This window comes from Wenyingzhuangia sp. IMCC45574 (assembly GCF_054182685.1).
In genome coordinates, this window is record NZ_CM135169.1 from 2,366,954 (window position 1) to 2,379,250 (window position 12,297).

Sequence of the window (12,297 nt, forward strand, 5' to 3'; positions counted from 1 at the left end):
TGAGTTAGTTCTCAAACTTGCTACATTTATACAGTAACCTAAAAAGAAAGATTATGTTATCGGAAACTATAGAGAAAGCATTAAATAATCAGATTAAATTAGAAGCAAATGCTTCTATGAAATATTTAGCAATGGCTGTTTGGGCTGAGGTAATTGGTTACAACGGTGTTGCAGGATTCTTCTATAATCAATCTGAAGAAGAAAGAGTTCATATGCTTAAATTGGTAAAATTTGTGAACGAACGTGGTGGAACAGCAGAAATCCCTAGTTTAGACACTCCAAAAAGTGCTTTTAAAAATTTACACGAGTTGTTTGGAACTTTCTTAGAAAGCGAAGAAAGTGTAACAGAAAGTATCAATCACCTGGTGTTCCAGACTTTAGAGGAAAAAAACTACACCGTACACAACTTCTTACAATGGTATGTTGCAGAACAGGCAGAAGAAGAAGCGTTGGCTAGAACTATCTTAGATAAATTAAAGATTATTGGAGACGATAAGAGTGGTACTTACCTATTCGATAAAGACATCGAAAGTATCGTTGCTCAAACGGAAATCAATGATACTCAAGCACAAGTCTAGTTAATTTAGATTTATTTAAAATAAAAACTTATATTTGCACTGATTCTAAATAGTATATCAGTGCAAATTTTTTATACAAACATTTCTAAGCTAGAAGAAAAAGTACAGAACACCACGCCTTGTGTTTCTTACTCTTGTGGAGGTAAAAAGAAAAAGTGTTGTAAAAAGTATAAAAAGAAAGGAAAAGACCACTGTAAAAAATGCCCAGTTCAGGCATAAGACTTATTGTTTTTCAGCTCGTATGGAGTATCTTAGCAAACTAAAATTTTAGTACCATGCCTCAAAGAAAAAAGAGTTTGTTAAATCAATTTTTGATTTGGAAATACAAACACATTTCTCCAAAAAACTTCTTATACATACTTAGTATAATTGTAGGTTTTTTAGCTGGTATTGGGGCAGTTACTTTAAAAAACTTAACACACTTTATTTTTGAATTTTTAGAAACAGGGTTTATAAAACAATACCATACAGGTTTCTACTTTATCTTTCCAATTTTAGGGCTGTGTTTAACCTTATTGGTCATAAAATTTATCATTCGTAAAAAAATAGGACACGGTATTCCCTCTACACTGTATGCCATCTCTAAAAGAGAAGCTATCATGTACAGATTTCAGATGTGGGCTTCGGTAATTACAGCTCCTTTAACGGTAGGTTTTGGAGGTTCTGTTGGATTGGAAGGACCCACTGTAGCAACAGGTTGTGCCTTAGGATCTAACTTTGCTAGATTATTTCACTTAGATCAGCGATCTAGAACTGTCTTAGTAGGTTGTGCTGCTGCAGGTGCTATGGCATCTATATTTAAAGCACCAATTGCTGCTATTGTATTTGCTGTAGAAATTTTTACGCTAGAACTAACAATGGCTTCTATGATTCCATTGTTATTAGCATCTATTTCTGCCGTAATTACTTCTCACTTTTTCTTAGGAAACGAAGTTTTATTGCACTTTGAAATTCAAGAAAACTTTCACTTAAACGATGTCCCTTTCTACATTGTTTTGGGAGTGGGCTGTTCTTTAATCTCCATTTATTTTACAAGAGTTTATGTATGGACACATGCTTTCTTTAAAAAAATGGAAAGCCCTTGGTTAAAACTACTTTTAGGAGGTACACTAATTGGTATTATTGTATACCTTATTCCACCTTTATTTGGTGAAGGATTCGATACCATAAACGGTGTATTAAGAGGTGATGCTTCTTTTATTTTAGAAAATAATATTTTTCATGCAGATGTAGAAAAAGTATGGATGATTGTTGGTCTTTTAATAGGACTGATTGTCTTTAAAGTAATTGCCATGGCTTTAACATTTGGAGCCGGTGGTGTTGGTGGTGTTTTTGCCCCTACCCTATTTATTGGAAGTATTACAGGGTATTTGGTTTCTGTTATTGTAAACCATCTTAAAATAATTTCGCACACGGTTTCGCAAAGTAATTTTGCCATGGTAGGTATGGCCGGATTAATGGCAGGTGTGCTTCATGCTCCTTTAACAGCTATTTTCTTAATTGCAGAAATTACCGGAGGTTACGAACTATTTATTCCTTTAATGATTGTTTCTTCTATCTCTTTCTTAATTACTAGAAACTTTATACAAAACAGTATCTATACCTATGAACTTGCCGAAAAAGGCCAGTTAATGACTCATGATAAAGACAAAAATGTCTTAATGATGATGGATATTGACAAAGTAGTAGAACAAGATTTTATTGCTACCACTCCTAAAATGACTTTAGGAGAGTTGGTTCAGAAAGCAATTGTTAAATCTAAAAGAAATAACTTTCCAGTAGTAAACGTAGACAATGAATTGGTAGGTGTTTTACATATGGACTCCATACGACCTATTATGTTTAACCGAGAGCTATACGATACTACAGTTGTTTCTGAATTAATGTCTGCTGCTCCTGCGGTTATCTATTACGAGGATGATTCTATGGAAGATGTAATGGAGAAATTTAAGATTACCTCTGCTTGGAACTTACCTATTGTAAAAGAAGGTAAATACCACGGGTTTATCTCAAAATCTAGATTGATGAACGCTTACCGTAGAAAGTTGTTAATGTCTAGTGATTCTTTTTCTTAGGAATAGTTTGTTTTAACTTTTTCCAGTTTTATATCTATCTTTAATGCATGCTATGATAAAAAACAAAGGAAGAGATGGAACAGGTTGTTAAAAACAAATTCACAATTAGTCTAATTGTAGTTTTATTTATTATGAATTATTCTTTTAGTCAAAAGAAAATAATTGTTGAACAAATAGAGAACACATGTGGTACCCACAATGCTACTCATTACTACAGTACAGAAGAGCCAGATGAAAGCGAGTTAAAATTTAGCTTGGACGAATTTGGAATTGATAAAGAAGTTCTAAACTTATACTTTTATTCAGAGTTCAAAGATAGCTTCTCAATATATATAGATAATATTTTGTTTAAAACAGTTTCTATTAATACAGAGTCATACATTAAAGATCATTCAATTGCATTTGATATATTTAGTATTAGCTTAAACTATCCTACGAATAAAGAAAAATTTGAACTTAGGGTAGAATCTAATTTATACGGGTGTTTTAAAACTGAAGTAAGAAAAGAATATCCAATATTATACGTTAAGTTTAGTAATGGGCATTGGTATTTGAGCCATAAAGATATCTACTTAGAACCGTCTATGTATTTCTTATATAACTCTAAAAAACACTTAGAATAAAAACCTAATTACCAATAATTATAAAGTTTAAGTCTCACTAACTAAACTTAAAGCATAAGTTATTATTTCACAAGTTTACTAGCAATACCATATGTGAATTTATTAACTAGCAACCTTTTTTTAGGTTGCTAGTTTTTCTTGTATATATACTATAAATATTCTTAATCCTTTTTTCCCTTAACAAAGTCAACTACTTTGTCTGGATGATCTGTAAAGATTCCGTCCAATTGTAATTCACTTGCTTTTTCTAAAAGAGCTTTAAAAGAAGAAAAATCACCCAAGTCGTCAGCTCTAAAGGTAAAGGCATGTACTTTTAAGTTGTATTGGTGAGCAATGTCCACAATTTTATCAAAATCCTTTAAGTCTACTTTATCCTTACCTGATATGATTTGTTTGTACCAAGGCCCTATTCCGTCTGCATAATAGGAAACCTCTTTTACTATTTCTTCTGTGGATTTTCCTTTAAACGGGGCATCTAAATAACCTATTTCTAACAACTGAACCAAGAACAAGTCAGACTGATATTCTTCTCTTATTTTTTGTAGTTCCACGGCATCAAAACATTGTAATATACAATTGCTGTCTGAAGAATGGTAGCCATACTTAGCCAACTCATCCAATACAATTCTAGAAATATCCTTTCCGTGATTTCTATGAAAATGTGGTTCTTTTATCTCTACATAAATCCCCACATTTCTATTCATGGATTTGTTTAATCCTTGTATCATTTCAATTTCATCTCCTAACCTATGTAGATGGAAAACTGACTTATGTAAAGGAAATCTATTCGGATAGACTGCTTGTTTGGTTTCAGCATCAAATCTTTCGACCACTGCTAGTTTGGCTAATTCTTCCCAAGTAAAATCTATCACATAAAATCGTCCATCTTCTCTATGTCTCTTTGGATATACATCGGCTACATTCGTAGTCGTTTCTAAATGAATATCATGAATTACTACGGGTATGTCGTCTTTGGTTAACACCACGTCTTGTTCCAAATAGTCGGGTTGCATTCCATAAGCCAAGGCTTTGGCTGGCAACGTATGTTCTGGCAAGTAGCCAGATGCTCCTCTATGTGCAATTACAACCATTTCTTTTTTTTCTTTATAAGTACTGCAGGCAATAGCAATACAAGCAATTGCCAAAAAAGCAGTCCAAAATTCAAGTTTTGATTTCATTCTATTAGATTCAATACTCAAAATAAGTACTTTTACGTTTTCTAAACGATTTCTTTTTATGAAGATAGTATTAAAAATTTTAGTATTCTTGGTATTGGTTCTTTGGTCTATTGGCGGTTATTTTTACGCTACCAACAACCCTAGCAGTCCTAAATATATTGGTTTTGGTGTAATTCTACTAGCCTTGGTATTAATGCCTTTGTTTATCTACCACAGTTACAAAGGAAAAGATTTAACCAAATACTCTTTAAAACACAACGATCCCAACGCAAGTAAAATTGAAGACTAGTTGTTATTTCTTTTAGACAAAAAAAAGTCTTTTATAATTTGTGAACATTCCTGTTCTAAGACCCCCAAAACTACTTTTGTTTTTGGGTGAAGTTGGGTGTTTAAGGTTGAATACCCTCGCTGTACATCCGAAGCTCCATATACAATCTTACCCACTTGAGTCCAATAACTAGCCCCAGCACACATTTGGCAAGGCTCTAGGGTTACATACAAAGTACATTCTTGTAAATATTTACCTCCTAAAAAATTAGCGGCAGCGGTAAAAGCTTGCATTTCTGCATGGGCTGTAACATCGTTTAATTGCTCTGTTAAATTATGACCTCTTGCTATAACCTGATCGTTCATTACAATAACCGCTCCTACAGGAACTTCTCCTTTTTCTAGAGCAATGTAAGCTTCATTTAAAGCCTTCTTCATGAAATATTCGTCATCAAAAGGATTTATCATAACTTAAAAAATAGATTTACACCAAACGAAACTACTTTATTAAACCAATAATTGCAAGTACTAGTCTATAAATTGTAATTTTGCATCCGTGATAAAACTACTAAACTCCATAAACTCCCCACAAGATCTAAAACATCTTACGCACGTTGAACTTGAATGTTTGGCGAACGAATTACGTTTGTTTATCATAGATATCGTATCGACCAAAGAAGGTCATTTGGGAGCGAGTTTAGGTGTGGTTGAATTAACCATTGCGCTACACTATGTTTTTAACACCCCAAAAGATAAAATTATTTGGGATGTAGGTCACCAAGCCTATGGACATAAAATTTTAACAGGACGAAGAGATCAATTTCATACCAACAGAAGGCTAAATGGTATAGCGGGCTTTCCTAATATATTCGAAAGCGAGTACGATGCCTTTGGTACAGGTCACTCTTCTACTTCTATTTCTGCGGCCTTGGGAATGGCAATGGCTGCACAAATACTAGGGCACCACCAGCAACAACACATAGCGGTTATTGGAGATGCTTCTATTGCCTCTGGAATGGCTTTTGAAGCATTGAATCATGCAGGAGTAACCAATGCGAACTTATTGGTAATCTTAAACGACAATGCCATTGGTATAGACCCTAGTATAGGTGCTTTAAAAGACTACCTAACCAAAACAAAAAAAGGAGAAGAAAAACATAGAGACAATATTTTTGAAGCTTTAAATTTTGATTATTCGGGTCCTATTGACGGTCATAACCTGCCCAAAATAATTAGTGAATTAGAACGTCTTAAAAATGTTTCTGGCCCTAAGTTTTTGCATATAGTAACTACCAAAGGAAAAGGATTAAAACAGGCAGAAGAAGACCAGGTTACTTACCACGCTCCTGGAAAATTTGATGCACAAACAGGAGATAGAATTACCAAAGAAACTCCTAAAAATACTCCACCAAAATATCAGGATGTTTTTGGTAAAACCATTATAGAATTAGCAAAGCAAAATGAAAAAATAGTAGGTATTACTCCTGCTATGCCTACAGGAAGCTCTCTAAAATATATGATTGAACAAATGCCACAGAGAGCATTTGATGTTGGAATTGCAGAACAACATGCGGTTACCTTAGCAGCTGGAATGGCGAAAGAAGGATTGATTCCTTTTTGTAATATATACTCTACTTTTTTACAAAGGGCTTACGACCAAGTAATTCATGATGTAGCCTTACAAAAACTACCCGTAATTTTCTGTTTGGACAGAGCCGGATTGGTTGGAATGGACGGAGCTACACACCATGGTGTATTTGACATTGCTTATTTACGTTGCATTCCCAACTTAATTATCTATGCTCCTATGAACGAGGAGGATTTAAGGAATATTATGTACACCGCTCAAAAAGGCCTAGAACTACCTATTGCCATCCGTTATCCTAGAGGTACTGGTGTAACCCCAAATTGGCAACAACCCTTTGAGTTGATTACTATTGGAAAAGGAAAAGAAATTAAAAAAGGTTCCTCCGTTGCGGTTTTATCTATAGGAACTATAGGTAACACTGTGAATACTGCAATTGATAAATTAGAAGTAAGCCTACAAGAAAAGGTAGGACATTTCAACCTACAATTCATCAAACCACTTGATACCAATCTCTTAAAAACTATTTTTAAAGAATATAAATATCTAATCACCTACGAAGATGGTGTTAAAAATGGTGGGTTTGGTACGAGTATTGTGGAGTTTGCTATTCAGAACAATTATAAAAACCAAATTATACTAAAAGGGTTAGACGATGTTTTTGTGGAACACGGTAAAACAGATGAGTTACGAACACAAAACGGATTAGACGAAGCCTCTATTCTAAATACCATTTTAGAGATATTATAAAGATGAAGAACAAGATAAACTATATGCTAACAACATTTGTTTTAAAATCTTTTACAAGATTACTATTTTGTTTTATGCTGATGAGTGTATCTAGTTACGCACATCAACATCAACCAGATACGATTCCAACTCCTAAATCTGTATCTAAAATTAAGACCTCTTTAAAGAAACTCTTTACAAAGAAAAAAAGAGATTCCATTCAAAAAACGGGAGTTGCAAAAACGGACTCTATCAAAAAAATATTAGACAAGAGTGCCAAACGTAACTATTGGAAAATTACCAACAAACCCGAAATTATTTTAACACAAACCTCTTTCCTTAACTGGACCAAAGGGGGTAACAATACCATTGCTGGTATTACAGCCTACAGAGGTGATTTTGATTATAAAAAAGGAAATCTTTTTTGGAGAAACGACCTAGTGCTTAGATACGGACTAAGCAAGGAAGAGGGTATAGATCACGCTTTAAAAACAGATGATATTATTGATATAAAATCTAATGTTGGTTATAGAAGTAGCATTGCTTCTAAATGGTATTACTCTGGTGATTTTAGTTTAACCACTCAGTTTGCAAAGGGGTATAAAGGAAAAACCAAAGCAAATCTTATTTCAAACTTCTTTGCACCTGCTAGAATGCGACTGGGGGTCGGGGCTGTGTATACTGATAAAGAAGACAATTTTAAAATACATATTTCTCCATTAACCAATCAGGTTACTTTTGTTTATGACCAAGACCTGGCCGATAACGGAGCATTTGGTGTTACCAAAGCTGTAAAAGATGCCGATGGAAATATTATTAAAAAAGGAGAAAACATCAATTCGGAATTTGGAACACTGCTACGACTGGAATACAAGACTCGTTTAATGAAAAACGTGAATTTTTCCGTTAAAAGTTCGTTCTATTCAGACTACTTAAACAAATTTGGAAATGTAGATAGCGATATAATGCTAAACATAGACATGAAAGTAAACCAATACATTCACTCTAGAATTAGCTCTCACTTACTCTACGATGACGATACTTCGATTGTTGAAAATGATGGAACTCAAACAGGTCCAAAAGTTCAGTTAAAACAAATTTTGGGTGTAGGAGTTACCTATGTATTTTAATTATTTTACAATAAATCTTTTGGTATAACTACTTCCTTGGTGTGCAACAAATAAAAAGTATACTCCTGGCTTATAACCTTCTACTGGTATATATTGCACCCTTCCGTTGTTCGAATTTAAACGTTCTTTTTGAATGGTTTTTCCTTTGGCATTGTAAATGATAAAGCTCGTATCTCCCGAAATATTTTTCAATCCAACTTCCAATCTATCATTATCGATAAAGGTAGAATTCAAACTCACTTTATAAGTCAATGCTTCTTTGTTTTCTATAGGATTATTTGGCAGAAATAAGCTCTCGCTAAAACTCCCTGTAAACAACCCTCTCCCATAGGTAGAAGCCAATACAGTAGTGTCAGCTACTCTCATATCAAACTTAGTAACTTTTACATTAGACATCCCATTCTGTGCATGTTCCCAAGTAGGGGCATCATTCGTAAAATTCTGGGTACTCCAAACCCCTAAATTGGTTCCTATAATTACCTCATTTACATCAAAAGGGTTCATTTGAATTGCTTTTACAGGTATGTCTGGAAAATTACCTTCTTTTTCCTCCCAAGTTTCTCCTCCATCAGATGAGTAGTAAATATTATTTATTCCATAATTATGCATTGTTACTAAAATTTCATCTTCATTTCTCCCAAAATCTATATCAGAAACTGCACCTACATTAATTTCACTGTCTATATCTATATCTGTCCAAACCGGATCTTCCCCGTCTAAGCCTGTTACTTTTATTATCTTTCCAGACACAGTTCCTACAAATACTGTTGATGAATTAATAGTATACGGAGAAACCCTTATCACAGAAGGGCTTTCATCTAATTTAGCACTTGTAAAATTCTTTCTAACTGGGGTTGTTGTTAAGTTTTTAAATCTTGATATTCTAGGAGTACCATCCTCAGTACCATTTGTATACAAAATATCTAAGTTATGGTCTAAATCTGCCGTATTAGAAAAACTTCCCGAATCTTGATCATCTGAAATTTCTATAGACCTACTTTCATTGGTTATGGGTAACAAATAAGCTCCGTATACATTATGAACATAAGAAACCACTAGATATTCATTGTCTTTATCTATAAAGTTCTCTATACCATCACCTCCATAAATATCAAAATAAGAGTTTACACCAGCATCTGCATTTAGAACCAATAATGATCCGTTATCTTGAGTCCCTCCTAGTATCATTTCGTTATTTACATCTTGTCCTATAGCTCCAGAATAAAACTGGGTAATGTTGTAATTTTTATTCCTTGCCACAATTGCAGTTTCGCTTAAAGCTGCATTAGACAAGTTACTAGCATAATAAATACCTCCATCATTTGCAAAAACCCCTTTATTAGAATCATTGGGGTCAAAAATAATTGCATGTTGATCTGCATGTACTTGTGAAACATCTAAGTCTGCCAAACTATTATTATTAGACCACTTAGATATTTGTTTCCAAGATCCCCCTCCATTAGAAGATCTAAATAAATCTATTCCACCTGCATATACTATATCATCATTTTCTGGATCTACTTCAATCGTTAAATTGTAAAACGCCTGATTTCTTGCAAAATCATCAGGTTCTATGTCATCATCTACGTCGTTTGGCTTGGCTATCAATCCAAAATTAGTACCATCTGTAGTCTTAACCAACGATACACCACTAGGTACTTGCGCTAAAGCATATACTTTATTAGGATTTGTTTTTGACACAGACAACTCTACTCTATTACCACTTGTAAAAGAATATTTCTCAGTAAAATTTTCACCATCGGTAGTTCTAAAAATTTTTCCACCCCCTCTACCAAAAAGATTTGTTTTAGTAGCACACCATAAAGAATTGTCAGGAGCTATTTCTACATCGCTAAACACATAAGGTGTTCTATTCTCTTCCTCTGGATCTGGGTCAATATCAGGCGTAAAAAAAGGAATACTCCCAGGTGTTGCTCCGTTAAATTTCCACCAACCAGACAGCGCATAACCTACAGGATCGTAATCAACACCTCCATCTACAGAGAAAAATATTTCTGTAGTACCTGCATTGTTCCAAGCTACTATTTCATTAATGTAGTAAAAACGAAGTATTTCAAAATCGTCTCTTGTGGTATCTCTAAATGTAAATAAATCTTCTACTAAAAACTGTGTCCAAGTATTTCCTCCATTGGTCGTTCTCCAAATACCATTACCCGTTCCGTCATTACCCGTATACGCTTCACCTGTTCCAATATACCAAACATTAGAATCGTTAGGATCAATGGCATAACAAGAAACAGATAAATTCTCGTCTATTCCTACTCTTGTCCAAGATGAATTAGGATTAGAAATATCATTATTCACCCATAACCCTCCAGATACTCCTCCTGCAAAAACTCTTTTACCACTAGCATCGTTTGGATCATAGAAAACAACTCTTGTTCTACCCCCTATATTATCAGGTCCTCTTTCTACCCAAGGATTTGTATTCTCTAATCCTGGCACAACAGCAAATCTTGTTTGCCCTTTGGTTCTTTCTGTTTTTTTAATGTCTTCTAAATGCTCCGGATACGTTTTCCCTGTACTTGGATCCATCTCCAATAAATATTGGTCATCAAAATATCTATTTGGTGGATAGCCTTTCTTCTTACGTTCTTTTTTAGATAATTTTAAACGTTCTTGTATGGGATGATTCGACACCAACTCTCGATAGCGTTCTCTTTCTTTATCTTTAGAGTTAATATATAATACCGTTCCGGTTGCAGCTACTAAAAGTACGCTTAAGAGTATTCTTTTTTTCATTGGATTCAATTCAAGCTCAAGAGATATTAAACAATCACTCCGCTAATTTTTTTATGGGTTAAAATAGCGAAACTATCTGACATACTAGCTACGTAAGTACAAACATTCATAATCCTATCGTACAACACATCAGACTGACTGTTAAACTCTTGTGGCAGCATTAGTATAATCAGTTTGTCGTAATTAGATGCGTTTCCTAAATAAGAATTATTAATTGCATTGATAAAAACATCCAATAAATCTGCAATTACCTTATATCCTGCGACCTCTTTCTCTATAACACTACGGCTATTGTATATCTTGTCAATACTTAATTTAATAATATCATCTATCTGAGCCGTATACTTACATTTATCCAATAACGGCTTATCCAATTCACCGTTTAAAATTGCCGTTTCGTTTTCTATAAAAACTGTAGCTGCTTCTTGTATTAACGTACTTATTGCCAAGGCTCTTAAATAACTTACTCTGTCTTTTTTAAGACTTAAAGAATGGTATTTTTTAATATCAATCTTTCCTTCTACAATACGGATCATATTTTCCAAAGCGAATTCTTCGTCTATCAATCCTAGATTTATTCCATCTTCAAAATCAATAATGGTATAGCAAATATCGTCTGCAGCCTCCACTAAAAAAGCCAAGGGATGCCTGTTATAAGTCACATCCTCCCCAGTTCTAATAGGTTTTAATCCCAAGGTTTCTGCTACATCTATAAATTTTTCTTTTTCCGACTGAAAAAAACCAAATTTCTTATCTACTATATGTTTTGTTGCTTTTTTAGGTAGTGATTCCTTTGGATATTTCATAAAAGCTCCCAAAGTAGCATAAGACAAACGAAGACCGTCTTTTACTCCTCCTCCATCTTGGGTTAAGATTTTAAATCCATTGGCATTCCCCTCAAAATCTATTAAATCTTGCCACTGCTTCTCTGTTAATTCCGATTGATATTTTTTCCCTTTACCAGAATTAAAATACTCTCCTATGGACTTCTCTCCACTATGACCAAATGGAGGATTTCCAATATCGTGAGACAAAGCTGCTGCTGCTACTATGGTTCCAAAATCGTTAAATGTATACCCCAAGTCGTTAAGGTAGCCATGTTTTTCTAACACCTGCTTCCCCACTATTCTACCTAAAGAACGCCCAACTACAGATACCTCCATACTATGCGTTAACCTAGTATGTACAAAATCGGTGTCCGAAAGAGGAATTACCTGTGTTTTATCTTGTAGGCTTCTAAATGCTGATGAGAAAACAATTCTATCAAAATCTACTTCAAAACCAAGCCTTAACTCATCTTGCTCTTTTCTATTTCTTACTGCTCTATCTCCGGCTCTCTTAAGCGATAATAATTGTTCCCAACGCATGT

At 34.1% G+C, this 12,297-nt stretch carries 10 protein-coding genes; 6 read left to right on the forward strand and 4 right to left on the reverse strand.

Annotation, left to right across the window (positions count from 1 at the left end; all coding sequences use genetic code 11):
• Nucleotides 1-53: 53 nt before the first annotated feature.
• The 3 genes from ACXHHC_RS10060 to ACXHHC_RS10070 all read left to right on the forward strand — a co-directional run bounded on the left by ACXHHC_RS10060 (nt 54) and on the right by ACXHHC_RS10070 (nt 3,276).
• Complete coding sequence (locus ACXHHC_RS10060) at nt 54-578, forward strand: ferritin (protein ID WP_458226243.1); 525 nt, start codon at nt 54-56, stop codon at nt 576-578.
• 275 nt (nt 579-853) lie between these two features.
• Complete coding sequence (locus tag ACXHHC_RS10065; RefSeq protein ID WP_458226244.1) at nt 854-2,653, forward strand: chloride channel protein; 1,800 nt, start codon at nt 854-856, stop codon at nt 2,651-2,653.
• A 74-nt stretch (nt 2,654-2,727) separates the two neighbouring features.
• Nucleotides 2,728-3,276, forward strand: a complete 549-nt coding sequence (locus ACXHHC_RS10070; protein ID WP_458226245.1) for a hypothetical protein — start codon at nt 2,728-2,730, stop codon at nt 3,274-3,276.
• Nucleotides 3,277-3,437: 161 nt separating this feature from the next.
• On the opposite strand, the gene glpQ is transcribed toward ACXHHC_RS10070, so the two are convergent.
• Nucleotides 3,438-4,454, reverse strand: coding sequence for a glycerophosphodiester phosphodiesterase (gene glpQ / locus ACXHHC_RS10075; protein WP_458226246.1), 1,017 nt, complete (start codon nt 4,452-4,454; stop codon nt 3,438-3,440).
• Nucleotides 4,455-4,512: 58 nt separating this feature from the next.
• Here glpQ and ACXHHC_RS10080 point away from each other — a divergent pair, with 58 nt between their 5' ends.
• The gene (locus tag ACXHHC_RS10080) at nt 4,513-4,743 is read left to right on the forward strand and encodes a hypothetical protein (RefSeq protein ID WP_458226247.1); all 231 of its coding nucleotides are present in this window, start codon (nt 4,513-4,515) and stop codon (nt 4,741-4,743) included.
• On the opposite strand, the gene ACXHHC_RS10085 is transcribed toward ACXHHC_RS10080, so the two are convergent.
• Nucleotides 4,740-5,189 carry a nucleoside deaminase gene (locus tag ACXHHC_RS10085; RefSeq protein ID WP_458226248.1) on the reverse strand — a complete coding sequence of 150 codons (450 nt, stop codon included), beginning with the start codon at nt 5,187-5,189 and terminating at the stop codon, nt 4,740-4,742. The two genes, ACXHHC_RS10080 and ACXHHC_RS10085, sit on opposite strands and share 4 nt — an antisense overlap.
• Nucleotides 5,190-5,277: 88 nt before the next feature.
• Here ACXHHC_RS10085 and ACXHHC_RS10090 point away from each other — a divergent pair, with 88 nt between their 5' ends.
• Nucleotides 5,278-7,056 (forward strand): 1-deoxy-D-xylulose-5-phosphate synthase, encoded by a 1,779-nt coding sequence (locus ACXHHC_RS10090; protein WP_458226249.1) that lies wholly within the window; start codon nt 5,278-5,280, stop codon nt 7,054-7,056.
• A gap of 2 nt (nt 7,057-7,058) precedes the next feature.
• Nucleotides 7,059-8,165 carry a DUF3078 domain-containing protein gene (locus tag ACXHHC_RS10095; protein ID WP_458226250.1) on the forward strand — a complete coding sequence of 369 codons (1,107 nt, stop codon included), beginning with the start codon at nt 7,059-7,061 and terminating at the stop codon, nt 8,163-8,165.
• Here the strand turns inward: ACXHHC_RS10095 and ACXHHC_RS10100 are convergent, their stop codons facing one another.
• Complete coding sequence (locus ACXHHC_RS10100) at nt 8,166-10,928, reverse strand: T9SS type A sorting domain-containing protein (RefSeq protein WP_458226251.1); 2,763 nt, start codon at nt 10,926-10,928, stop codon at nt 8,166-8,168. It abuts the gene before it with no gap.
• A gap of 26 nt (nt 10,929-10,954) precedes the next feature.
• The gene (gene dgt, locus ACXHHC_RS10105) at nt 10,955-12,295 is read right to left on the reverse strand and encodes a dGTP triphosphohydrolase (protein WP_458226252.1); all 1,341 of its coding nucleotides are present in this window, start codon (nt 12,293-12,295) and stop codon (nt 10,955-10,957) included.
• Nucleotides 12,296-12,297: the final 2 nt, after the last annotated feature.

Bases quoted from the DNA above. Each gene is read 5' to 3' on its own strand.
- dgt (WP_458226252.1), bottom strand. From the start codon at position 12,295: ATGCGTTGGGAACAATTATTATCGCTTAAGAGAGCCGGAGATAGAGCA.
- glpQ (WP_458226246.1), bottom strand. From the start codon at position 4,454: ATGAAATCAAAACTTGAATTTTGGACTGCTTTTTTGGCAATTGCTTGT.
- ACXHHC_RS10060 (WP_458226243.1), top strand. From the start codon at position 54: ATGTTATCGGAAACTATAGAGAAAGCATTAAATAATCAGATTAAATTA.
- ACXHHC_RS10080 (WP_458226247.1), top strand. From the start codon at position 4,513: ATGAAGATAGTATTAAAAATTTTAGTATTCTTGGTATTGGTTCTTTGG.
- ACXHHC_RS10065 (WP_458226244.1), top strand. From the start codon at position 854: ATGCCTCAAAGAAAAAAGAGTTTGTTAAATCAATTTTTGATTTGGAAA.
- ACXHHC_RS10070 (WP_458226245.1), top strand. From the start codon at position 2,728: ATGGAACAGGTTGTTAAAAACAAATTCACAATTAGTCTAATTGTAGTT.
- ACXHHC_RS10085 (WP_458226248.1), bottom strand. From the start codon at position 5,189: ATGATAAATCCTTTTGATGACGAATATTTCATGAAGAAGGCTTTAAAT.
- ACXHHC_RS10100 (WP_458226251.1), bottom strand. From the start codon at position 10,928: ATGAAAAAAAGAATACTCTTAAGCGTACTTTTAGTAGCTGCAACCGGA.
- ACXHHC_RS10095 (WP_458226250.1), top strand. From the start codon at position 7,059: ATGAAGAACAAGATAAACTATATGCTAACAACATTTGTTTTAAAATCT.